Source organism: Pantoea sp. Taur (assembly GCF_009830025.1).
In the GTDB taxonomy this organism is placed as follows: Bacteria; Pseudomonadota; Gammaproteobacteria; order Enterobacterales; family Enterobacteriaceae; genus Pantoea; species Pantoea communis.
In genome coordinates this window covers 1-23,892 of the sequence record NZ_SZZZ01000014.1, presented here as the reverse complement: position 1 = coordinate 23,892, position 23,892 = coordinate 1, and the positions used below count along the sequence as shown (strand labels likewise).

The following is a 23,892-nucleotide window of genomic DNA, read 5'->3' as shown; positions in this document are numbered from 1 at the left end:
TACACAATCTGATGCTGCTCCTGATTTGCTGTCAGGCGCGCGTGCCACAGTGCCACTCCTTTGCCGGAGGTGGCCAGTGACGCATGCCGTGCCTATCGAACTGAAAAATCTCAGATGGTCAGTGAACAATCTGACGATTCTGCACGATCTCTCCCTGACGATTCCCGCAGGCGAAATCATTGCGCTGCTCGGCCCGAGCGGCTGTGGCAAAAGCACGCTGCTGAAACTACTGGCGGGCCTGCTGCAACCCACGGCAGGCGAGTTGTGGATTGGCGATCGCTGCGCTGCCTCTGCACATCATTGCGATGCGCCGGAAATGCGCAACCTCGGCATGGTTTTCCAGGATTACGCTCTGTGGCCGCATATGACCGTGGCACAAAACGTGGCGTTTCCGCTGCGCATGCGCGGGGTCAAGAAAGCTAATGCACGTGAACAGGCCGATGCGGCGCTGGCGCAGGTCGGCCTGGCTGATTTTGGCGATCGCAAACCGGCGTTGCTCTCTGGCGGACAGCAGCAGCGTGTCGCCCTCGCCCGTGCTTTGGTCGCTAAACCGGCGATTTTGTTGTTCGACGAACCGCTCTCCAATCTTGACCGCGACCTGCGTGAAACCCTGGTGCATACCATGGCCGAGCTGCTGCGCAGTGCGGGCATTACCGCTGTTTATGTCACGCATGACCGCGAGGAAGCCAACACACTCGCCGACCGCATTATTCACCTGGCACAGGGCCAGATTGTTTCCGTTACTCACCTCTCAGGGGACCGCAATGCCATCTCTCAAGTCAGTTAAAACAGGAGCCATCAGCGCGATGATTTTGACCTCCGCTATGATGATCAACGATGCCCAGGCACTGACGGTGTACACCGCCGGTCCGGGTTCGCTATCAAAAAGTCTGGCCACCGGATTCGAAAAGCAAACCGGTATTAAAGTGAATATCTTCCAGGCCACCACCGGCAAAGTGATGGCGCGTCTGGAAGCCGAACAGGCTAATCCGCAAGCCGATGTGCTGATCTCCGCCTCATGGGATACCGCTGAAGATCTGCAACATCGTGGATGGCTGTTGCCGTACGAAAGCGCCAATGCCGCCAAAGTGCCGGATCAGTTTAAAACGGCCAACTACGTGGCACAGGGCATTTCCGCGCTCGGCATCGTGTGGAACACCAAGAGCGGCACGCCAGAGCCAAAAACCTGGCAGGATCTGACTGCGCCGGCGTTTAAAGACAAAGTCACCACCCCCGATCCGGCACTCTCTGGTGCTTCACTCGATCTGCTGATTGGCCTGCAAAACAGCGAAGGTGAAAAAGCCTGGCAGCTGTTTGACCAGTTAAAAGCCAACGGCATGGTGATGAGCGGCCCGAATGCCCAGGCGGTGACGCCAGTATTGCAGGGTGCGAAAGCGGCGGTGTTTGGTGCAGTGGATTACGTCACCTATAATAACATTGCGCAGGGTGAAAGCGTCAAAGTGATCTTCCCTGAGAATGGCACCGTGGTGGCGCCGCGTCCGATGATGATTCTGAAGAGCAGCCAGCATGCTGATGATGCGAAAAAATTCGTTGATTATGTGCTGTCGGATGAAGGCCAGGAGCAGGTCGCGAAGGCCTGGCTGATGCCGGCGCGTACCGATATCAAAGCGCAGCGTCCGCTGTTCACCGAGATCAAACTGCTGCCCGCCAATAGCGATGGCAGCAGCGAGCGCTCGGCGGTGCTGAAGCGCTTTGGCGCTCTGTTCGGACAGTAAATGATGTCGCGTGCCCTGAATGGATTGATTCTGCTGGCGCTGATGCTGCTGGTAGCACTGCCGCTGCTGTTTATCGTGCTGCAGGCGCTGTTTCCGCAGCTTGGCGAGGGGAACTGGAGTGGGGCGTTCAGCGCATTACCGGCGCTGTTTGAAGACCCACAGCTGGTACCAATGTGGCTGGGCACGCTGAAAATCGGCGGCGGCGTGGCGCTGTGCAGTTTGCTGCTGGGCTTACCGCTCGGCGCACTGCGCGGCCTGTTCCGTCTGCCGGGGGCGGCAATGTGGGATCTGCTGTTTCTGATCCCCTTCCTCACCCCGCCCTATATCGTGGCGCTGTCATGGACGCTGGCGCTGCAACGCAACGGCTATCTGCAACAACTCACTGGCTTCAACCTTGATAGCCTGCTGTTTAGCAGCACTGGCATGACGCTGGTGATGACGCTGAATATCTTCCCGGTGGTCTACTTTGCGGTATCGCGTTCATTGATGGCGAGCGGACAGCGTCTCGCCTGGGTGGCTCGCGTGCACGGCGCATCAGCCTGGCGCGCTTTTGCCCAGATCACATTGCCGCTGACACTGCCAGCGTTAGCCGGTGGCGTGCTGCTGGCATTCACGCTGGCGATTGAAGAGTACGGCGTGCCTGCGGCGCTCGGCACTCAGGCGCATCTGACGTTGATGACGGTCGGTATCGAAACCAAACTGGCGGACTGGCCAATCGATTTACCGGGCGCGGCATCGCTCTCGTTGATGCTGAGCCTGGTGGCGCTCACCGCCTGGTTCCTGCAACGCAAACTGACCGGCAGCAGCGATGTCACGGCCGTTAACGGCAAACCGGTGGTGCAGGAGCTTGCCGAGGGCGGGCGCTGGCTGCCGCTGATGTTGCTGCCATTTATCCTCACCGTTTTACTCGCCGTGGTACTGCCGCTGGGCGCAATGACGCTGAGTGGATTACTGAATACCCTTTCCGGCGGCCTGCATCTGGATAACCTGACGCTGCGCCACTTCGGCGCGCTGTTCAGTCAGCAAGGGGATGCGTTAGCGGCCTTCTCCACCAGCATTGGGCTGGCGCTGGGCGCAGCACTGCTTACTGGGCTGCTCGGTTTCCTGATTGCCTGGCGCGTGTCAGAAGGAAAAACGCGCCTGCTGGCGATGATGGATGGCCTGGCGCTGCTGCCTGCTGCCATGCCCGGCGTGGTGGTCGGCGTCGGTTTGATTCTGCTGTGGAACCGCGGCTTCTGGCCGGTTTCCCCTTACAACACAATGTTTATTCTGCTGCTTTCCTACAGCTGCCTGCTGCTGCCGTGGCCGGTACGCTATGTCAGCAGTGCACTGCGCCAACTGGCGCCCACGCTGGAACCGGCGGCGCGCGTGCACGGCGCGTCACGCTTACAGGCGCTGCGCCTGATCGTCCTGCCGCTGGTCGCACCGAGTCTGCTGGCCGCGATGATGATGGTGTTTGCCGTGGCATCGCGCGAACTGGTGACCTCGCTGCTGCTGGCACCCGCCGGGACGCAAACCGTGGCGATTTTTATCTGGCGTCAGTTCGAGCAAGGTTCCGTGGGTCAAGGGATGGCGATGGCCACCGTGACACTGCTTGCCAGCCTCACCCTGATGCTGGGCGCCACTGCGCTAATGCAACGTCAGGGAAAATAACACACTGACGTTTCGCTTATTCCTAAATAAACAATCACTTACTTTCATTCAACTACACTCTCCTGAGCCATTGATGACTCAGGAGAGTAAATGAACAACCTGCCCCAGGAAAAAATTGGCCAGAACATGCTGGTCAAAATGGCGATGCTGGTGATTATTCTGGCGGGCATCCGTGCTGCGTCAGAAATTCTGGTGCCCTTCCTGCTCGCCAGCTTTCTGGCGATTGTGCTGAATCCACTGGTCACCCTGCTGATGCGTCGAGGCGTGCCACGTGGTCTGGCGATCACTGCGGTGATCAGCGTGATATTTATCGTCATCCTGTTGTTGGTTGGCGTGATGGCCAGTTCGGCCAGTGACTTCAGCGACACCTATCCGCAAATCCGTAGCATGCTGGAACAAAAACTCGGCGTGGTGCAGCACTTTGCCGCTCGCTTTCATATCAATGTCTCCACGGAAGCCTTAGCCGCTCGGCTCGACCCGAATGTGATGATGGATATGGCCACCACGCTGCTGAAACAGTTTTCCGGCGCCATGACCAACGTGCTGCTGCTGATCCTCACCGTGGTGTTTATGCTGTTCGAAGTGCGCCATCTGCCCTACAAAATGCGCAACGCGATGATCAATCCGCAAATCCGCATTGCGGGGTTACACCGCGCATTCAAAGGCGTGACCCACTATCTGGCGCTAAAAACCCTGGTCAGCGTCATCACCGGGCTCGCGGTATGGCTGGTGCTGGAATTGATCGGCGTGAAATTCGCGCTGTTCTGGGGCGTGGTGGCGTTTATCCTCAACTTCGTGCCCAATATCGGCCCCATCATCGCCGGCATCCCGCCGTTTATTCAGGCTCTGGTGTTAAATGGCGTCTACGATGCGCTGTTCGTGGTCGCGCTGTTCAGTGCGATTCATATGGTGTTTGGCAATATGCTGGAGCCAAAGCTGATGGGGCGCGGATTGGGGCTCTCGACGCTGGTGGTGTTTCTGTCGCTGATATTCTGGGGCTGGCTGTTGGGGCCGGTGGGCATGCTGCTGTCAGTACCACTGACCAGCGTCACTAAGATATTGATGGAGACCACGCCGGGTGGCAGCCGACTGGCGATTATGTTAGGCAATGGCCGACCGGGATCGCGTCCGCGTTAATAGCCAGGGGTTTGCGCCGCTACAGCATGTGCACATCAGCGTCGCGGCGAGAGGCTTCGCGCAGGTTGATGTGCACATAAGTGTAACGGCGCGATTATCGCGCCGGATTGGCGATTATTCTGTAAACACGCTGTTATCGGTAATCGCCTGCACATCGACTTTGTTCGGCAAAATCTTCAGCTCGCTAAACAAATTTGACACCTTCTGCACTTTCGCCACATCTTCTGCCGTTACACCCCGAACGCCGTGTGAAATGCGCGGCGTAATCTTCTGCGCATTTTCCGGCGAGAGACGTGTTAACTGGGCATAGACTGCGTTGTACTGCTGCGGGTGCTCCAGTGCCCATTCGCGGGCTTTGGCTAAACGATGGGTGAAATCGACAATCGCCGCCCGCTTAGCGGGATCGTCCAGCGAACTCTGCGTGGCAGTGACAAACGACAGTGCCGTGGTTAACCCTTTGCCATCGCGCAGCAGGCGTGCACCGTGCTGTTCAGCAATCCCCAGATAGGGATCAAACGTGGCCCAGGCGGCAATCTGCCCGGAATTAAACGCTGCACTGGCATCGGTTGGCAAAACAAACCGCACCGGCACCGTATCGCGTTTGACCTGCGCTTCTTCCAGCGCCTCATACAACAGATGCTGCGAAATGCTGCCGCGCGCCGATGACACCACCACTTCTTTTCCGGCCAGATCTTTTACGCTGTGGATTGGCGAATCCGCCGGAACGATCAATCCGTTCGAACCGGCATCGCCGACGTTGGTGGCGATGATCTTCAACGGCACGCCACCGGACGCCGCCATCAATACCGGCAAATCTCCGGCGTAGGAGGTATCGACCGCACCCGCACGCTGTGCTTCAAACAGCGGTGCCGCCCCCTGGAAATTCGCCCAGCGATATTGATAGGGCGCATCTTTCATGACATCGGCGGCCTCAATCAGCGAACGCAAATTGCGCGCCTGATCGCCCAGCACCAGAGTGACTTTGCTCAAATCAGGCGCCGCCTGACTACTAAACGCCGCGCACAGCAACAGCGTCGAAACTACCGGTTTCAGCCATTTCATAAGGGATTCTCAGAGTGCGTTGCGGTTGAGCTGGCGGATGTAGGCATCCCAGTGCAGCTGATATTTGTGGTTACGGATGCTGTTGTCGAAGGCTTGCGCCGCTTTCTCGGATACCTCATCAGGCAGGATGATCAAATCCGCACCGCCCGACTGAGCCGCTAGCTGCGCCTGGCAAGCACGCTCCAGGTAGTAAAGGTTATAGAACGCTTCTTCAATACTGCCGCCGCTGGTCAGCAGGCCGTGATTGCGCAGAATTAGCGCATTAAGATCGCCGAGATCGGCCACAATGCGTTGCTGCTCATCAAGATCCAGCGCAATGCCTTCGTAATCGTGATAGCCAAGGCGATGATGGAAGCGCGTGCTGTGCTGCGAAATCATCAGCAAACCGTTGCGCTGCGCAGAGACACCAATGCCCGCCGCCGTATGCGTATGCAGCACGGCATGCGCATCCGGACGTGCACGGTGAATTGCGCTGTGAATCACAAATCCCGCGTGGTTAATCCCCAGCCCCGTCGGGTCATCAATGATGTTTCCGTCGATATCAATTTTCACCAGCGTCTCCGCCGAGATTTCATCGAAGGTTTGACCGAAAGCGTTAATCAGAAAATGGGGCTGATCGCCCGGCACACGCAGAGAAAAGTGGGTGTAGATATGGTCAGTCCAGCGCAGCCTGGCCGCCAGGTGATAGGCCTGTGCCAGCTTCACACGCGCCTGCCATTCGCCTTCGCTAATGCGTTGGCGCAGGGAAGCCACATCCAGGGTTTCAGTGCTCATTTTCGCTCCTCATTTCAGGTCAATATGCTTTCCCATCATCGTGGCACAGCGCTTTTCCCGCTGGGAAATGCCAATAACGGCAAAACATTGTCAATTAACGCAAAGCGACGCCGATATTTGACCTGAGTCAGCCCAGAGCAAAATCAAAACGCTAATATGCACGGCCCCTGGAAGTGTTATGCTGCTGACGCCGCAGCTTAGCCCTCATCTGCTGCTTAAAATGACCGAGGAAAGTCAGGTGCCACCGCAAAGAAAAAATCGCGATTTTGGCTGGCTGTTAATTGTCTGTGCCGGGTTATTACCACTGGTGCTGGGCATCCTTTGTACGGCCATTGAAGCGCGGCACACGGTGAGCCAGCAGCAGATCTCCACCGCTAACTCCTTACTCACTCAAGCCGAAAAAATGAGTGATAACGCCTGGGATATGATCACCCAGCTACGCCAGTACCATTATCAGCCTTGTGCGAAAATCGAGGATCAACTGCAGCGCGCTGGCACCCTCAACGCCTATTTCCGTTCCGTCGGTCTGCTGAGTGGCGAGAACATCAGCTGCTCATCGGCGTTTGGTTTGGTGCATGGCACCCTGACCCAGATGATGATGCAACCACCGCCGATCACGGGTAAAGCCTGGTGGAGCCTCTCCATTCGTGGCACTTACGGCGTGCCCAATCGGCCCGCCGTGGTGTTTGTGCGTCAACTGCCAGATAGCACCGGCTTCTGGGCGGTGATTGATGGTCAGTATCTGATGGACTTTATGCACGCGATTGGCGAATCGCGTGGCTATCAGATGAGCATGCGCTTTAGCGGCGGTGCACCCATTACCAGCGGCCCGGCCGATATTGAACCCGAACTGTATCTGAAAAGTGAGCCTTATCAGGCCGAATCCAGCCGCTACCCCATTAGCGTGAATGTCACCGTGCCTGCCTCCGAGTTGCTGAAAGCCTGGCGTCAGGCGCTGTTTATCTTCCTGCCGATGGCGGCGATTTTTTCTATCCTGCTGATGGTATTGACCGCCAACTGGCTGCGCCGCCGCATTTCGTGGGCCGATGAAATCCGCCGCGCGATGCGTAGCCGTCAATTCTCGGTCCATTACCAGCCGGTTTACAGCACGGAAATCGAGCGCTGCAAAGGCGCGGAAGCCCTGTTGCGCTGGCAATTGCCGAATGGTGAGATGATCCGTCCGGATATCTTTATCAGCCACGCCGAATCTGAAGGGATCATTGTGCAGCTGACCCAGCATTTGCTGGATCTGATGGCGGAAGATATTCAGGGCTGGCAGGTTGAGCCCGGTTTCCATATTGGCCTGAACGTGGCAGCAGAACACTTGCAACATGCCGATTTCGTGCAGGACATTCAGCGCTTTGCCCGCCGCATTAAAGACAAGCAGATGGTGGTGACGCTGGAGCTCACTGAACGCAGCCTGATTGATGACGGCGAACTGGTGGCGCGTAAACTCCGCTACCTGCAGTCACACGGCATGAAAGTGGCGATTGATGACTTTGGTACCGGCCACTGCTCACTCTCTTATCTGCTGACCTTCCCGCTGGATTACCTGAAAATCGATCGCGGCTTTATTAACGCCATTGAAGGTCTGGAGGTAGAAACGCCGGTGCTGGATGCCATCATAAATCTGTGCCACAAACTCAAGCTGGATGTGCTCGGTGAAGGGGTGGAAACCTCGTTACAATATGACTACCTGCGGCAGCGTGGCGTGGTGCTAATTCAGGGCTACTATTATGCCCGTCCGATGGATAATGACCGGCTTCGCGCCTGGCTCAATGAGCAAGGGCGTCAGCCACTTCTCGTTGAGGAATCCCATGAGCCTGAATTGCGTCATTCTTGATGATTACCAAAACGTTGCCCTGTCGCTGGCCGATTGGGCATCGCTGCAACCAACCGTACACACCACCGCACTGACCCGGCATTTTGACAATGAAGATGAGCGGGTGCGCCATATCGAACACGCCGATATCCTCGTTGTTATGCGCGAGCGCACACCGCTCACGGCCGAACTGATTGGTCGCTTGCCTAACCTGAAACTGGTGGTCACCTCCGGCATGCGTAATGCCTCGATTGATCTGCACGCCTGTGCCGAGCGCTATATCGCCGTGTGCGGCACCGCCAGCAGCAGCGCTGCACCGATGGAGCTCACCTGGGGTTTGCTGATTGGGCTGGCACGCCACATCAGGTTAGAAAATCAGGCAATGCGCAATAACGGGCCGTGGCAGCAAACGCTGGGGCTCGGTTTGCAGGGCAAAACGTTGGGCTTAGTAGGGCTGGGTAAAATCGGTGGCGAGATGGCCAAAGTGGCGCAGGCCTTTGGGATGCGCGTTTGCGCATGGAGTCAAAACCTCACCGACTCACGCGCGACCGAATGTGGCGCAGAACGGATGCCTTCGCTGCACGCCTTGATGCAAGCGAGCGATTTTGTCTCGGTGCACCTGGTGCTCAGCGAGCGCTCGCGCCACGTGATTGACCACGCTGCACTGGCGCAGATGAAGCCAGGCGCGCTGTTGATCAACACCTCACGCGCCGCACTTGTCGACCAGCAAGCGATGATTGCCGCGCTGCAATCCGGTCAATTGGCTGGGGCCGGAATCGATGTGTTCGAACAGGAACCGCTACCTGCTGACCACCCGTTGCGCCATCTGCCCAATGTGCTGGCCACGCCGCACCTTGGCTATGTCGCCGACAGCAATTACCGCACCTACTTCACGCAGGCAGTGGAAGATATTCAGGGATGGATAAGCGGCGCACCACTGCGATCGCTACTCTGAGCGACGGCGTTTTTCGGCGATACGCAGCGCCACTTCCAGTGTGTCATCCGCCAGCGTGACTGGCGGGCGCTGGCCATTCAGGCGCTGGTTAATACGTTCTAAGGTCGGCGTCAGCTGTCCCACCAACTGCTGATACTCATCAAGCTGGGTAATGGGTTGATTACGCGCGATGCTGGTTTGCGTCAGGCGTTGCAGCTGCCGCAAACTCTCGGCCGCCTGGCTGGTGAGCAATCCCGCCTGCCGCCAGGTTTTCAGGCGTTTCAGCAGTTCATCAGGTTGTTGGGCCAGTAATGCCAATTGGGCATCGGCACGTTCACCGCAGTCGATCCAACCAATCGGTGCCACAGGATCGGTGAACGTTCGCCGTGCATCAGGCGCATAATTGATAAGATTCCTTTCTACACTGTCAATTTGCGACAGCCAGGGATTCTCAAACAATCGGGCGTTTTTTCTCGACATGAACACTCCACCTGAGCCAGGCGGCAGAGTATTACCGAATGATGACAGGCTGGCAAGCAAAGCTTACCGCTTCGCTTAATGATAAGAATTTCTTATTTATTTGCGCAACAATCAGGTATAGCAATCAAGCCGCCACTTGTCAGAACAATGGATTAATCAATCAGCGATGCGCAGTTGATATCGCTGATAATCATCAAAATTTTCTCCGCGTTGTTTCAGAAAAAAAATAAATGACACCCTTTGCCACCCTTTTGATGCATTCCTGGCTGAAACGCACGCATTACGCGGCCTGACGCGCGATAACCAGGATTTTATAAGCTGCGTTTTCCCCATCATTCCGCCAGAGTTTTAGCCAAAAAATAGCCAGTTGCTGGCTGAAACATGACAAATATCACACAAAATCGGTATACTCTGTCGCGGGACGTAATCATTTCGCCCCTAATTATTACCGTTGCTACGCCGGATAAAGTCCTCTTTCACGGCTATGCTTAAATCTTCTCAACGCCGTGGACTGGCCACAAAATGTAGTCTGCAGCGTTGAGGAATTTTCGAATTCCAATACAGGGTTACATCATGAAACTACGTAGGAAGCGTGTAAAACCTATCGGACTGGATGACGTCACGATTATCGATGACGCCCGTTTACGTAAAGCCATTACCGCCGCGTCTCTGGGCAACGCGATGGAGTGGTTTGATTTCGGTGTTTATGGCTTTGTCGCGTATGCGCTGGGTAAAGTGTTCTTCCCGGATGCGTCGCCAAGCGTGCAGATGATTGCTGCACTGGGTACCTTCTCTGTTCCCTTCCTGATTCGTCCATTAGGCGGTCTGTTCTTTGGTATGCTCGGCGACAAATACGGTCGTCAGAAAATCCTCTCAATCACCATTGTCATCATGTCGATCAGTACCTTCTGTATCGGCCTGATCCCCTCTTATGCCACCATCGGCATCTGGGCACCGATTCTGCTGCTGCTGGCGAAAATGGCGCAGGGCTTCTCAGTGGGCGGTGAATATACCGGTGCCTCGATCTTTGTCGCAGAATATTCGCCGGACCGTAAGCGTGGCTTTATGGGCAGCTGGCTCGACTTCGGCTCCATAGCCGGCTTTGTGCTGGGTGCGGGCGTCGTGGTGCTGATTTCCACCGTCATCGGTGAAGCGAAATTCCTTGAGTGGGGCTGGCGTCTGCCGTTCTTCCTCGCGCTACCGTTAGGGATCATCGGTCTGTATCTGCGTCACGCACTGGAAGAGACACCGGCGTTCCAGCAGCACGTTGATAAGCTGGAACAAGGCGATCGTGAAGGTCTGCGTGACGGCCCGAAAGTATCCTTCAAAGAGATCGCCACCAAGCACTGGAAAAGTCTGCTGGCCTGTATCGGTCTGGTGATTGCCACCAACGTGACCTACTACATGTTGCTGACCTACATGCCGAGCTACCTGTCGCATAACCTGCACTACTCGGAAGATCACGGCGTGCTGATCATTATCGCCATCATGATGGGTATGCTGTTTGTGCAGCCGGTGATGGGTATGCTGAGTGACCGCTTTGGCCGTCGCCCGTTTATCATCATCGGCAGTATCGCGCTGTTCGCCTTCTCGATTCCGGCCTTTATGCTGATTAACAGCGGCGTGCTGGGGCTGATTTTTGCGGGTCTGCTGCTGCTGGCGGTGATCCTTAACGCCTTTACCGGCGTGATGGCTTCGTCGCTGCCGGCGATGTTCCCAACGCACATTCGTTACAGTGCGCTGGCCAGTGCCTTCAATATCTCGGTACTGATTGCCGGTTTAACCCCGACCTTCGCCGCGTGGTTGGTTGAAACAACCAACAATCTGTATATGCCGGCTTATTATCTGATGGTGGTCGCGGTGATTGGTTTGATCACGGGTATCTATATGAAAGAGACCGCCAACAAGCCGCTGCGCGGTGCCACACCGGCGGCGTCGGATATTGAAGAAGCGCGTGAAATCCTGCAGGAGCATCACGACAACATTGAGCAGAAAATCGAAGATATTGATGAAGAGATCGCTAAGCTCGAGGCGAAACGTAAAAACCTGGTGCAGCAGCACCCGGACATCAACGAGTAATCTTCCCCACTCCCGCCGCCCGGCGGGAGTTTTCGTTTCCGCACACAATCCTTCATCCCCGCTGGCGAAAAGGGGTAAACTGTTGTCACTTTTTTCACCAGCAAAAGTTGTACGAACATGTCTGAATTCAATCTTCTCCAACGTCCAAGAAGACTGCGCAAAAGCGCATCAATGCGTGAAATGTTCCAGGAATCCCACCTTCGTCTGAGCGATCTGGCCCTGCCAATCTTCGTTGAAGAAGGCGTGGACGATTACGTGCCGATTAACGCCATGCCGGGTGTGATGCGTATTCCTGAGAAACGTCTCGCCTATGAGATTGAGCGTATTGCCAAAGCCGGTATTCGCTCTGTGATGACCTTCGGTATCTCGCATCACACGGATGCAACCGGCAGCGATGCATGGAATGAGAACGGCCTGGTGGCGCGTATGTCGCGTATCTGCAAAGACACCGTGCCAGAAATGATCGTGATGTCCGATACCTGCTTCTGTGAATACACCAGCCACGGCCACTGTGGCGTGCTGTGCGATCACGGCGTGGATAACGACCAGACATTAATTAACCTCGGCAAACAAGCCGTGGTCGCCGCGCAAGCCGGTGCGGATTTTATCGCCCCTTCAGCGGCAATGGATGGCCAGGTGAAAGCCATTCGTCAGGCACTGGATGCCGCAGGCTTCACCGATACGGCCATCATGTCTTACTCCACCAAGTTCGCCTCTTCATTCTACGGTCCGTTCCGGGAAGCAGCAGGAACGGCATTAAAAGGCGATCGTAAAACTTATCAGATGAATCCGATGAACCGCCGTGAAGCGATTCGCGAGTCCCTGATTGATGAAGCCGAAGGGGCCGATTCACTGATGGTGAAACCGGCTGGCGCCTACCTCGATATTCTGCGTGATATCCGCGAACGCACTACTCTGCCGCTGGCTGCGTACCAGGTGAGTGGTGAATACGCGATGATCAAATTCGCCGCGCAGGCGGGTGCCATCGACGAACGTAATGTGGTTCTGGAAAGCCTTGGTGCGATTAAACGTGCCGGTGCTGACCTGATTTTCAGCTATTTTGCCCTTGATCTTGCCGAGCAAAAAGTGCTCTGATAATCGTTACGCTTAGCAATGGATATCGCAACCGTTGCTAAGCGCTTTATGCCGTTATGGCAGCAAAACACCAGTGAAGTTGTACCCGAATAATTTAAAAGAAAGAGTAACGCGATGAAAGCACCTGCACTGCCTGCGGACGAGTCACGTCGTCTGGCCCAGTTACGTGCGCTCAACATTCTGCACACGCCTGCAGAAGAGCGTTTTGATCGTTTAACCCGCCTTGCTCGTCGTTTGTTCGGCGTGCCGGTTGCGCTGGTTAGCCTGCTGGAGGAGGACCATCAGTGGTTCAAATCTATCGCTGGCCAAAGCGCGGCGACCGCACCCCGTAATACTTCGTTCTGTGGCCACGCGGTCCTGCAAGACGATGTGATGGTGGTCGAAAACGCCCTTGAAGATGAGCGTTTCCACGATAATCCATTAGTGAAAACCTCAGAGAATCCCGTGCGCTTTTACGCGGGTTGTCCGCTGCGTACGCCAGCGGGTGCCAAAGTGGGCACGCTCTGTATCGTCGACCACCATGCGCGCGAATTTAATGCGGATGACATGAATACGCTGCGCGATTTGGCCGCGATGGCCGAAGCAGAGTTGGTGGCGTTCCAGACAGCGACCTCGGATGAACTGACGCAAATCACCAACCGTCGCGGATTGATGACGCTGGGACAGCTCGCGCTGAATGAGTGCGAAGTCAGGCAACTCCCGGCCAGTCTGACCTTCCTCGACCTCGACCGTTTTAAAGCTATCAATGATACGCTCGGCCACCGCGAGGGGGATCGTGCATTGATGGATTTTGCGGATGCGATGAAAGTGAGTTTCCGCCACGCTGATATCTTTGCCCGCCTGGGCGGTGATGAGTTTGTGGTGCTGTTTAACGGCTTACAGCAGGCCGATGCCGAGGGCGTTTTGGCGCGCTTTGATCGTTTCCTGCAAAAGCAAACTCAGGATCTCGACCGCCGCTACGCACTGCACTTCTCATCAGGCATTGTGGAGTTTGATCCCGACCATCCGCTGTCGCTGGAACAGCTGCTGGAAGGCAGCGATGCGCGTATGTACGAAGCCAAAAACGGCAAAAAAAAGCAGGCACAGTAATGCCAGGGCGTGCATAAGCACGCCCATTTGCCACCGCATCTTACCGTGGACGCGCAAGATCGCTAATCAGCGTCTGATTAAACTTCTGCGGCTCTTCCATCTGCGGCGCATGTCCCATACCTGGGAACTCAATTAAATGTGCCTCCGGAATCATCTTTGTCACCTGTTTGCCCAACACATTGTAATGACCTAACTGCGCTTTGACCGCAGCGGGAGCAATATCGCTGCCAATCGCGGTGGTATCGGCGGTTCCGATCATCAGCGTTGTCGGCACTTTCAGGTCTTTGAATTCGTAATAGACCGGCTGGGTGAAAATCATGTCGTAAATGAGCGCAGAGTTCCACGCCACCTTCTTGTGGCCTGGCCCGCTGTTGAGACCTGCCAGCATATCCACCCACTTGTCGTACTCCGGCTTCCACTGACCGCTGTAGTAAGTCGTCTGCTCATACTTTTTAATGCCCGCCGCACTGAGCTTCAGTTCGCGCTGATACCACTGATCCACCGAGCGCCACGGTGCGCCTTTGGTTTTCCAATCCTCCAGGCCAATCGGGTTCACCAGCACCAGCTTCTGTGTCTGCTGTGGATACATCAGCGCATAGCGCGTCGCCAGCATGCCACCGGTTGAATGCCCGATAATCACCGCCTTAGCAACGCCAAGATGCGCTAACAGTTGATGGGTATTCAGCGCCAGTTGCTGGAAGCTGTATTGGTAATTGGCGGGTTTCGTCGAGCTGCAAAAGCCAATCTGGTCCGGCGCAATCACCCGATATCCCTGCTGGCTAAGCGCTTTGATGGTGTCTTCCCAGGTTGCACCACAAAAATTCTTACCGTGCAGTAATACCACCGTTTGACCATTAGCCTGCTGCGCGGGTTTGACATCCATGTACCCCATGCTCAGCGGTTGCTGCTGTGAGGAGAAATTAAAGTGTTCAAGTGGGTAGGGATACTGAAAACCTTCCAACTGCTCGCCATACACATTGGCCGCTAACGCGGAGGTGGTGGGTAGCGCAGCCATCGCCGTCAAAATCACGGCAAGTGACTGTTTTAGCGGGAAACGAAAAGCCATGCGCACTGCTCCTGAGCTATGAAAAAACCATCAGTCTGGCACGTTAATCGCCAGTGCGTATTGATGAGGTGTGCCAGCGCCACGTTTTCTCATACTGTTAAGCTCGGCAAAGTGATGGAAAATTTGAGTTAAAAATAACGGGCGTGATTACGCTAAATATTCAACATCGATTCAACAAAAGCGGCCTTAATTTCACTAAAAGCAAGACCAGCCTTGATGACAAATAATAAAACAGCCAATTCCTTATAAAACTTTACGTTAATCGGATGAATGGAAAGATTAATTATTTTACACTGTGCCCAGTTAATGGAGGATCAAAAAGATGCCGCAAAAATACAACGAAGGGGTTATTGATTCGGTGACCAAATGGATTATGGACAATCTGGATCAGCGCTTAAGCATTGATGATATCGCCGTGAAATCGGGTTATTCTAAATGGTATTTGCAGAAATTATTTGCCCGCTATCATAATGAAACGCTGGCACGGTATATCCGTAAAAAGAAACTGGCATGCTGTGTCAGCGAGCTGAAATACAGCAACGCACCGATCATCAGTCTGGCCGTAAAATACCATTTTGAAAGCCAGCAATCGTTCACTCGCTCCTTTAAGCAAGTGATGGGTTGCACCCCACTCTACTGCCGTAAGCGTCAGCTGGGGAGCGAAGCCGAGCAGCAATTGAAAGAGAGCACTGATCCATGCGTGGTTTGCCGTAAGCATGGATTTAACAGCAGTGAGAAAATGAAAGAAGTGAGAACGCCAGCGCTGCGCTCAGGTCAATTTCCCTCACGTATTGATTGTGTGATGCGTTAATAAGTCGCGTCACTATTTTTCTTTGCAGGATTTGCTTAACAACGGATGGTTCGCCATCCGTTGTTAAGAATAGCCCTCATTGACCACGCTGAAATATTCTTCTCATCAGATAGCCTGTCAAAATTGATCCGGGAATAATTTTATCCGCCCTGTTTTCAATGTATTCTTATCAATAGGTTGATTTACAAACCATTAATTCATACCCGACCACGAAATGTTTTCCGATATTGTAACGGAGACGTATTCAAATTCTTTTTAAAATGTCGCCTTAACATTAATGGCGAAGAGAATCCGGCTTTTTCTGCGATCAGCTCAACCGGCTGGTCGGTTTTTTCCAAAAATCGCTGCGCCAATGCCAGGCGCTGATTCACTAACCAATCACTGAAACAGCTGCCGGTGGTTTGGTTAAAACGGCGCGTAAAACTGCGGCGACTCATCAACGCTCTCTCCGCCAACTGATCCAGCGTGAGGGCCTGCTGCAAATTTTCGGTGGCCCAACTGAGCGCCGACATAAATCGATCGTTGCCCGCCGAGTGATAGACCGGCTGCTCAATATATTGCGCCTGGCCGCCCTGCCGATGCGGCGGTACCACCAGCATGCGCGCCACATTGTTGGCCACATCCACTCCACACTGTTCACGCACCAGATGCAGGCAGCAATCGATACTCGCTGCAGTGCCCGCCGAGGTCACAATCTGCCCTTCGTCGATATACAACACGTCACGGTCAATCGTCACATCGGGGTAAAGCCGTTCAAAATCACTCATCCAACGCCAGTGTGTCGTGGCGCGCTGCTGATGCAGCAAGCCAGCGGCTCCGAGCACAAAGGCGCCAAGACACAAGCCAACAATCTGAGCCCCACGCTGGGCAGCCTGCTGTAACGCCTGCAACAACGCGGGCGGTGGCGCAACGGCAGGATCGCTCCAGCTGGGCACCACCACCATATCCGCTTCGGCCAGCATAGCCAGTTCATGCTCCGCGACAATCGAAAAACCGCTGTTGGTGCGAAGCGGACCGGCGTGGGTGGCACAGATCATTAATTGGTAGCAAGCTCGGCCATCTTCGCGTTCCGCCTTCTCAAACACCGCACAGGGAACGGAAAGATGAAACGGGATGATGTCGTCAAACACCACAATACCGACCTTAATGGGCGCATCCAGGTGCGCCATTTTTGGCGCAAAGTGAACGTTATTTGTCATGCGCAGTACTCCTTCACTTTCGGCACAATCGCCATACTGCTGTGCATCGGAAGTCACCCTGACTTCCCAATCAAAGAGATGATTAGTGATGAAAAACCTTTTTGCTTCAGGCACCTTAGCATTAGCGATGGCAATTTCAGGCAGCGCTATTGCCGAAGAACACAAAGCTGAAAATGCACCGACCATTCGTACCATGAGCGGTGCCACCGCCACCACCCAGCTGACGGCCAATCAAACCGCGGTCATCGTGATTGATATTCAGAACGAATACTTCGCTGGCGGCAAAATGCCCATTCCAGACGGTATGAAAGCACTGCAAAACAGCAAGCGCCTGGTTGAGTTTGCACACAAGCATGGCATGCCGGTGTTCTTCGTCCGCCATGAAGGCGCGGCAGATGGCCCGCTGTTCGCCAAAGGCAGCCGCTTCGCTGAATTCCATAAGGATTTGCAGCCGGGCAAAAATGATCGTGTCATTACCAAAGCCACACCGAGTTCTTTCGTGGGAACCGATTTGAAACAACAACTCGACAGTCTGGGCATCAAGCAGTTAATTGTCACCGGTCTAATGACCCATATGTGCGTGTCGTCCACCGCACGTGATGCCGTACCGCTTGGCTACTCGGTCATTATCCCGGAAGATGCCACCGCCACGCGCGATCTGGCGACCTGGGATAACAAGGTAGTCGATCACAAGGTGCTGCAGCAGAGCGCATTGACAGGCGTTGCTGATGTGTTTGCCGAGATCAAAACCACCGACGCGGTATTAGCGCTGCCCGTGCATTAATCACTGCACTGCTTTACCCGGTAATAACTTTTCAGACATCACCTTGCGGCAGGACAGACTCTCCTGCCGCGCCTGCTGTTGCTGCTCCGCTGACAAATCCTGCCACACGCTTTGCAGATGTTCTGCCAGACCTGACTGGAAATGAATTTTCTGCAGCGCATAGTCCGAGTTGCTGCCTTCAATAATCTGTTGCATCGCCTGGGGTGAGTTGTCGCGCCCATCATGGGTCAAGGTGCAGAACATGGCGATGTAATAGCCTTTGTCTTCATCGCTATAGTGCGGCATCAGCCACCAGACAGCCGCGCTGATGACGATAAGCACGGGCAGAAGGAATTTAAGTTTGAACATGGAATCATGGGCCTGTTGGAAAAAACGCGGCGATCTTAACAGATTCATCGGTTAACAGCCCTTAAACACCCACGGCAACGGTACGGCAAGTGAACGCCGCCTGCGTATTCTCTTAAAGTAACGTTTTCAGAGTTTATTTATTGAGCAGTTCGGCGCTGTTTGTTAATTTTGAGCCACTTTTCGCGCCATTGCGCTTCATCGTGCCCGCTGTCACAGGGCCAGTTTTTCGCCCTAAAGCGGCAGAAGCTGGGATAGCGGCCGACAGGGTTACAGGAATGATCATGTCCAACCATAAACTTAAAATGCATTTGATTTCGCTGGCGTTGCTGGCGGAAAAAAAGCTGACCACACGCAAACGCCTTCCCGCCTATCACGCCGCAGCCGAACAGGATATTAACCTGCAGAGTCGTGCTAATCCGCCTGCGCCCATTCCGCGTCAGGTTTGGATGTACTGGGAAAGTGAAAAGCTCCCGGCTGAAGTCCAGATTTTTGTCGATAAGATTGCCCGTGAAAACCCTGGCTATGCGTTGACGGTAATCAACAATCTCAATCTGCATGAATATTTACCAGACCTGAAGTTTGTCCACGCGGGGATGCGGGCTTCGCACAAAAGCGATGTGATTCGCCTGGAGCTGCTGCATCGTTATGGCGGAATCTGGATGGACGCCACCATTATCCTCAATCGCAGCCTCGATGAGCTGTTAGCGGTGAATGCGGATGAGCGTTATGACCTGGTGGCTTTTTACCGCGAGGAATCCACCCGCGATCGCGCTTATCCGGTTATGGAATCCTGGTTTCTCGCCGCGCCGAAAAACAATGCCTTTATCGGCCGCTGGCTGCACTGCTTCCGTCCGATTGTGGAGTTAGGCTCTGAAGCCTTCTTCCAGCAATTATTGGCGCTGCCGAACTACGACACAATTCTGCAGGGCATCAAAACGCCGGATTATCTGGTGGTGTATATCGCTCAGCAGCAGGCGCTGCGGGAAGAGAATCACTACAACTTCTACTTACGCAAAGCGGAAGCCGGTGCGTTATTGTATCAAACGCTGAGCGGCTGGCGTCCGGTGAAACTGAGCCGCATGCTGATGGTGGACGCTTTACCGGAGGTGTTGCCACCGGTGTATAAGCTCACCAGCTTTGACCGCAAATATATCGCGACGCATCTAAAGTACGGCGTGGTCAACAGCGATAGCCTGCTGGGGCAAGTATTGCTGCACGACCAGCCGAAAAACCTGACACCTGCAGTGACGCCGTTACGCAGAGCCAGGCATTAGCGCTGCAACCTCAGCATAAAGCTGAACCTCGTACACTGGCGTCGCCTTTGATGGCGACGTGATAACTCACAGCGCCTGCGCACACGCCCAGGCTGAACTCCACGCCCACTGGAAGTTGTATCCGCCGAGCCAGCCGGTGACATCCACCACTTCACCAATAAAGTACAAACCGGGCACATCGCGCGCTTCCATGGTTTTGGAGGAGAGTTGCGTGGTATCGACGCCGCCCATCGTCACTTCGGCAGTGCGATAACCTTCGGTGCCATTCGGCTGCACACGCCACTGATGCAACGTGATGACCAACTCGGTCTGCTGCTTGCTGTTGAGCTGCTTCAGCGTCACATCCGGGATCTGCTTCAGCTCCTGCAACACTTCCACCAGACGCTTCGGCAGGATTTTCGCCAGGCTGTTTTTCAGGCTGAGATTCGGATGCGCCTCGCGCTGCACGTTGATGAATTCTTCCAGCGAGGTTTCCGGCGACAGATTAATGGTGACAAACTCACCCGGCTGCCAGTAGCTGGAGATTTGCAATATCGCCGGACCCGACAAACCGCGATGGGTAAACAGCATCGCTTCTTTAAACAGCGTGCCATCCTGCGCGGTGATGGTGGTGGGCAATGACACACCCGATAAGGTATGCAGCTGCTCAAGCAGTGGCTTATGCAGCGTAAACGGCACCAGGGCTGCGCGCGTCGGGAACACTTTCAAACCAAACTGCTCGGCCACTTTGTACCCGAATGGTGTCGCGCCCAGACCCGGCATCGATAAGCCACCGCTGGCGATCACCAATTTCTCAGCCTGCACCTCGGAGCCATTCAGTTGCAGCCTGTAGCCGTTTTCATCGCGCGTCACGCTCAGCACTTCACTGCGCAAGCGCAACGTCACCTGCCCGTCTTCGCACTCTTTTAACAGCAAATCCACGATCTGCTGCGCAGAATCATCGCAGAACAACTGGCCGAGGGTTTTCTCGTGATACGCAATCTTGTGGCGATTCACCAGATCGATGAAGTCCCACTGGGTGTAACGCGCCAATGCCGACTTACTGAAATGCGGGTTGTGCGAGAGATAGGCGGCCGGTTCGGTGTACATATTGGTGAAGTTACAGCGGCCACCACCGGACATCAGGATTTTACGTCCCGCTTTTTTGCCGTTATCCAGCAACAGCACCCGACGACCCAACTGCCCTGCCTGCGCCGCACAGAACATGCCGGCAGCGCCTGCACCTATTACGATAACGTCAAACTTGTCCACAGTGCTTAATCCACATAATTGAAAGGCGGTGATTGTAGAGATCTGCGGCATTTCGCGCCAGCGTCAAAAAAATGCCGTAAATGTGTCATATTGTAACTCGCTTATTTTTCAGTCTTTTTACCTTGTCCGATGGGGTTTGTGGCAATTTTAAGACAAAAAAGGACTATATTTTCCTTTCACATCATGCGGGTTGTCGCCGATAATGCGCCGCGTTCATGTCCTCCAAAAAATGGCGTAACGTTTATGCTACATCTGTTCGCTGGTCTTGACCTCAGTACCGGCCTGTTTTTGGTTATCGCTCTGCTGTTCGTATTGTTCTATGAGGCAATCAACGGTTTCCACGACACTGCTAACGCAGTCGCTACCGTCATCTATACCCGCGCGATGCGGGCGCAATTGGCGGTTGTGATGGCGGGTGTTTTCAACTTCTTAGGCGTTTTGCTGGGCGGCTTGAGCGTGGCTTATGCCATCGTGCATATGCTGCCAACTGATTTACTGCTGAATGTGGGTTCCGCTCACGGCCTCGCCATGGTGTTCTCCATGCTGCTGGCGGCCATCATCTGGAACCTCGGCACCTGGTATCTGGGTTTGCCGGCATCCAGTTCTCACACCTTGATCGGCGCGATTATCGGCATTGGTCTCACCAATGCGCTGATGACCGGCACCTCGGTCGTTGACGCACTCAACCTGCCGAAAGTCATCAATATTTTCCTGTCTCTGATTCTGTCGCCGATTGTCGGTCTGGTGATTGCCGGTGCGCTGATCTTTATTCTGCGTCGTTACTGGAGCAACACACCTAAGCGCGCGCGTATCCATATGACACCCGCTGACCGTGAAAAAATCGATGGCAAGAAGAAGCCACCGTTCTGGACGCGTACTGCGTTGATCGTCTCGGCCATTGGCGTGAGTTACTCCCACGGCGCTAACGATGGTCAGAAGGGCATTGGCCTGATTATGCTCGTGCTGATTGGTGTGGCACCCGCTGGCTTCGTGGTCAACATGAACGCTTCGGGTTATGACATCACCCGGACTCGCGATGCGGTCAATCACCTGGAACAGTATTACCAGCAACATAGCGATTCACTCACGCATATCATCCAGATGGCACCGCCTGCGGTTCCCTCCCCGGAAGAAGCGGTGGGCGGCCCGCATGAGTTCCATTGCGATAGCAGCCGTGCGCTGCAAGCCATTGACCGTGCGCAAGTGCTGCTGACTAATCTGAACAGCTACGATCAACTCACTGTTGATCAGCGTAGCCAGATGCGTCGCCTGCTGATGTGCGTCTCAGACACGGCCGATAAAGCCGCGAAGCTGCCAGAGACCACCCCGGACGATAAGCGCTTCCTTAACAAGTTGAAGGGCGATCTGCTGGGCACCGTCGAGTACGCGCCGATCTGGATCATCATGGCGGTGGCGTTAGCGCTGGGCATTGGCACCATGATTGGCTGGCGTCGCGTGGCGACCACCATCGGTGAGAAAATCGGTAAGAAAGGCATGACTTATGCGCAAGGCATGTCAGCGCAGGTCACTGCGGCTGTGTCGATTGGTATCGCGAGCTATACCGGAATGCCGGTTTCGACCACGCATATTCTGTCATCATCCGTTGCCGGTACCATGCTGGTGGATGGCGGTGGATTACAGAGCCGTACGATCAAAAACATCGCCATGGCGTGGGTGTTCACCCTGCCGGTCTGTATTGTGCTGTCAGGTTCGCTCTACTGGATCGCGCTGAAAATTATCTAAGCCTTTAACGGCAAACAAGAGGGCGACTGTTCAACACAGGTCGCCCTTTTTTATTGCCGCTATTTAATGCCAGATCGCCAGGCCAACCAGACTCACCACCACCAAAAAACAGAGCCCGCTGGTCAGGACAAACTGCCTGCGTACGCGCTCGCAGCGGCGAATAAATTCGTCGTCGTGATGATCGCGATAGCGTTTATCCCAGATATAACGCACCAGTCGCACCTGCTTGCTCGGTTGACCATGAGACGTGAAGAAACCTGCCCCATCCACATATTGATACAGCAGCGGATCGCAACCGCGCAGCACAGCCAATAGCGAGCGCAAAGAAGAGAAGTAGCGCGCCATATTCACCAGACAAACCACACACAGAGCCCAAAAAAGCGCGATAGTGCTGATCATGTTCCCCTCCCAGCTGGAGCCGCAATGACGTCGAAGGCAGCGGGGAAATGCTGTAGACGCCCCACGGGAAATTAACCAGCCACAGATGAATCGAATTGCATTGTTGTTATGCGAACCCGAGCGCGTTACCCAGACGGCAGTGGCACTCATTTTCAGTGTAGGAGATCTGTTCAATTTTTTTCCAGCGATGATTTTCGTTCACCGCGAGTGAAAATTGCGATAGCGCTTGATCTTCCTCACAAGCGAGCCGTGGATTGCAGCATTTGTTAACAACTCTGGCTATACTCAGGTCATAACAACAGAACGCCTGCAGGGCATAAATTGTGGTTGGTGGCGCTTCATCGCTGTTTCGCGCAGAGGATTTCGCTCGCCGAGCGGCGGGAATTCAGGTAGCCCCAGAATCTTGAGAAGGAGTTTTATCATGGCTTATAAACACATCCTGATTGCAGTAGACCTTTCCCCGGAAAGCCAGTTGCTGGTTGATAAAGCCGTTTCACTGGCCCGTCCTTATGATGCAAAAATCTCGCTGATCCACGTTGATGTGAATTACTCAGACCTTTATACCGGGCTGATTGACGTCAATCTGGGCGACATGCAGAAACGCATTTCTGAGGAGACGCACACCGCGCTGAAAGAACTTTCTACCAACGCCGGTTATCCGATCAGTGAAACCCTGAGCGGCAGCGGCGATCTCGGCCAGGTGCTGGTGGATGCGATTAAGAAATACGATGTGGATTTGGTGGTCTGTGGCCACCATCAGGATTTCTGGAGCAAGCTGATGTCATCAGCGCGCCAGCTGATCAACACCGTGCATATCGATATGCTGATTGTGCCGCTGCGTGACGAAGAAGACGAATAAAAACAGGGCCAGTAATGGCCTAATGCCGATCAGTTAAGACAAAAATGATCGGTTGAACGATCCGGCAGTTCTGCAAGAATCCGTAATCTCTCAGGGATTACGGATTTTTTTATGCTTCTCAGTCAGGCTCTCGATATCGTTCATAAGTTTACGCCTCAGGAATTCTCGAGGCTTTCCGATCTCCTTTCTCCTGAACTCATTGACGAGTGTCTCGCTGATACCGGGACAGTGACGTTACGAAAGCGCCGTTTATCGATGGAAATGATGGTCTGGGCTGTAACCGGCATGGCACTTTTT

General features: G+C 54.5%; 23 protein-coding genes. 15 read left to right on the top strand and 8 right to left on the bottom strand.

The genetic code is table 11. The annotated features are described in order from the left end of the window. The first annotated feature begins 76 nt into the window (after nt 1–76). The 4 genes from FD744_RS17790 (at nt 77) to FD744_RS17775 (ending at nt 4,526) form a co-directional block, all read left to right on the top strand. Nucleotides 77–787, top strand: coding sequence for an ABC transporter ATP-binding protein (locus tag FD744_RS17790; RefSeq protein WP_160868885.1), 711 nt, complete (start codon nt 77–79; stop codon nt 785–787). After that, entirely contained in the window at nt 765–1,736 is a 972-nt protein-coding gene (locus FD744_RS17785) for an ABC transporter substrate-binding protein (protein ID WP_182056821.1), read from the top strand. The genes FD744_RS17790 and FD744_RS17785 overlap by 23 nt, the downstream gene beginning before the upstream one ends. After that, nucleotides 1,737–3,389 carry an iron ABC transporter permease gene (locus FD744_RS17780; protein ID WP_176505806.1) on the top strand — a complete coding sequence of 551 codons (1,653 nt, stop codon included), beginning with the start codon at nt 1,737–1,739 and terminating at the stop codon, nt 3,387–3,389. A 90-nt stretch (nt 3,390–3,479) separates the two neighbouring features. Then, complete coding sequence (locus FD744_RS17775; RefSeq protein WP_160868884.1) at nt 3,480–4,526, top strand: AI-2E family transporter; 1,047 nt, start codon at nt 3,480–3,482, stop codon at nt 4,524–4,526. A 114-nt stretch (nt 4,527–4,640) separates the two neighbouring features. Here the strand turns inward: FD744_RS17775 and FD744_RS17770 are convergent, their stop codons facing one another. Beyond that, nucleotides 4,641–5,588, bottom strand: coding sequence for an ABC transporter substrate-binding protein (locus FD744_RS17770; RefSeq protein WP_160868883.1), 948 nt, complete (start codon nt 5,586–5,588; stop codon nt 4,641–4,643). Nucleotides 5,589–5,597: 9 nt separating this feature from the next. Continuing rightward, nucleotides 5,598–6,362 carry a class II aldolase/adducin family protein gene (locus FD744_RS17765; RefSeq protein ID WP_160868882.1) on the bottom strand — a complete coding sequence of 255 codons (765 nt, stop codon included), beginning with the start codon at nt 6,360–6,362 and terminating at the stop codon, nt 5,598–5,600. Nucleotides 6,363–6,600: 238 nt separating this feature from the next. On the opposite strand from FD744_RS17765, the gene FD744_RS17760 reads away from it, so the two are divergent. Both FD744_RS17760 and FD744_RS17755 read left to right on the top strand, forming a co-directional pair. After that, a complete protein-coding gene (locus tag FD744_RS17760) occupies nt 6,601–8,205 on the top strand; it encodes an EAL domain-containing protein (protein ID WP_160868925.1) in 1,605 nt (534 codons plus the stop codon). Continuing rightward, complete coding sequence (locus FD744_RS17755; protein ID WP_160868881.1) at nt 8,180–9,139, top strand: D-2-hydroxyacid dehydrogenase family protein; 960 nt, start codon at nt 8,180–8,182, stop codon at nt 9,137–9,139. Before FD744_RS17760 ends, FD744_RS17755 begins: the two co-directional genes overlap by 26 nt. On the opposite strand, the gene FD744_RS17750 is transcribed toward FD744_RS17755, so the two are convergent. Next, nucleotides 9,131–9,598 (bottom strand): hypothetical protein, encoded by a 468-nt coding sequence (locus FD744_RS17750; RefSeq protein ID WP_034819738.1) that lies wholly within the window; start codon nt 9,596–9,598, stop codon nt 9,131–9,133. The two genes, FD744_RS17755 and FD744_RS17750, sit on opposite strands and share 9 nt — an antisense overlap. A 573-nt stretch (nt 9,599–10,171) precedes the next feature. Between FD744_RS17750 and proP the strand changes: the two genes are divergently transcribed. The 3 genes from proP to FD744_RS17735 all read left to right on the top strand — a co-directional run bounded on the left by proP (nt 10,172) and on the right by FD744_RS17735 (nt 13,861). Next, complete coding sequence (proP, locus tag FD744_RS17745; RefSeq protein WP_034819744.1) at nt 10,172–11,677, top strand: glycine betaine/L-proline transporter ProP; 1,506 nt, start codon at nt 10,172–10,174, stop codon at nt 11,675–11,677. A gap of 117 nt (nt 11,678–11,794) precedes the next feature. Continuing rightward, entirely contained in the window at nt 11,795–12,772 is a 978-nt protein-coding gene (gene hemB / locus FD744_RS17740; RefSeq protein WP_034819746.1) for a porphobilinogen synthase, read from the top strand. Between the two features lie 114 nt (nt 12,773–12,886). Next, entirely contained in the window at nt 12,887–13,861 is a 975-nt protein-coding gene (locus tag FD744_RS17735; protein WP_160868880.1) for a diguanylate cyclase, read from the top strand. Nucleotides 13,862–13,901: 40 nt separating this feature from the next. On the opposite strand, the gene FD744_RS17730 is transcribed toward FD744_RS17735, so the two are convergent. Beyond that, entirely contained in the window at nt 13,902–14,927 is a 1,026-nt protein-coding gene (locus FD744_RS17730; protein ID WP_160868879.1) for an alpha/beta fold hydrolase, read from the bottom strand. Between the two features lie 322 nt (nt 14,928–15,249). On the opposite strand from FD744_RS17730, the gene FD744_RS17725 reads away from it, so the two are divergent. After that, on the top strand, nt 15,250–15,738 hold the full coding sequence (locus tag FD744_RS17725; protein ID WP_034819752.1) for a helix-turn-helix domain-containing protein: 489 nt from the start codon (nt 15,250–15,252) through the stop codon (nt 15,736–15,738). Nucleotides 15,739–15,935: 197 nt separating this feature from the next. Here FD744_RS17725 and FD744_RS17720 read toward each other — a convergent pair whose 3' ends face one another. Continuing rightward, complete coding sequence (locus FD744_RS17720; protein ID WP_160868878.1) at nt 15,936–16,937, bottom strand: GlxA family transcriptional regulator; 1,002 nt, start codon at nt 16,935–16,937, stop codon at nt 15,936–15,938. Nucleotides 16,938–17,025: 88 nt separating this feature from the next. Here FD744_RS17720 and FD744_RS17715 point away from each other — a divergent pair, with 88 nt between their 5' ends. After that, entirely contained in the window at nt 17,026–17,721 is a 696-nt protein-coding gene (locus FD744_RS17715) for a cysteine hydrolase family protein (RefSeq protein ID WP_034819757.1), read from the top strand. Here FD744_RS17715 and FD744_RS17710 read toward each other — a convergent pair whose 3' ends face one another. Then, nucleotides 17,722–18,069 (bottom strand): hypothetical protein, encoded by a 348-nt coding sequence (locus tag FD744_RS17710; RefSeq protein ID WP_058960701.1) that lies wholly within the window; start codon nt 18,067–18,069, stop codon nt 17,722–17,724. It lies immediately after the preceding gene. A 281-nt stretch (nt 18,070–18,350) separates the two neighbouring features. Between FD744_RS17710 and FD744_RS17705 the strand changes: the two genes are divergently transcribed. Beyond that, entirely contained in the window at nt 18,351–19,343 is a 993-nt protein-coding gene (locus tag FD744_RS17705) for a glycosyltransferase family 32 protein (RefSeq protein ID WP_160868877.1), read from the top strand. 66 nt (nt 19,344–19,409) lie between these two features. On the opposite strand, the gene FD744_RS17700 is transcribed toward FD744_RS17705, so the two are convergent. Further along, a complete protein-coding gene (locus FD744_RS17700; protein WP_160868876.1) occupies nt 19,410–20,594 on the bottom strand; it encodes an NAD(P)/FAD-dependent oxidoreductase in 1,185 nt (394 codons plus the stop codon). Nucleotides 20,595–20,837: 243 nt separating this feature from the next. On the opposite strand from FD744_RS17700, the gene pitA reads away from it, so the two are divergent. Continuing rightward, nucleotides 20,838–22,337: an inorganic phosphate transporter PitA gene (pitA, locus tag FD744_RS17695; protein WP_160868875.1), complete on the top strand. Its 1,500-nt coding sequence runs from the start codon at nt 20,838–20,840 to the stop codon at nt 22,335–22,337. Nucleotides 22,338–22,400: 63 nt separating this feature from the next. Here pitA and uspB read toward each other — a convergent pair whose 3' ends face one another. Further along, complete coding sequence (gene uspB / locus FD744_RS17690) at nt 22,401–22,736, bottom strand: universal stress protein UspB (protein WP_034819764.1); 336 nt, start codon at nt 22,734–22,736, stop codon at nt 22,401–22,403. A 421-nt stretch (nt 22,737–23,157) separates the two neighbouring features. On the opposite strand from uspB, the gene uspA reads away from it, so the two are divergent. Further along, on the top strand, nt 23,158–23,595 hold the full coding sequence (uspA, locus tag FD744_RS17685) for a universal stress protein UspA (RefSeq protein ID WP_034819767.1): 438 nt from the start codon (nt 23,158–23,160) through the stop codon (nt 23,593–23,595). A 111-nt stretch (nt 23,596–23,706) separates the two neighbouring features. Next, nucleotides 23,707–23,892 (top strand): transposase domain-containing protein (locus tag FD744_RS17680; RefSeq protein WP_202403350.1); only part of this gene is annotated, 186 nt, incomplete at its 3' end.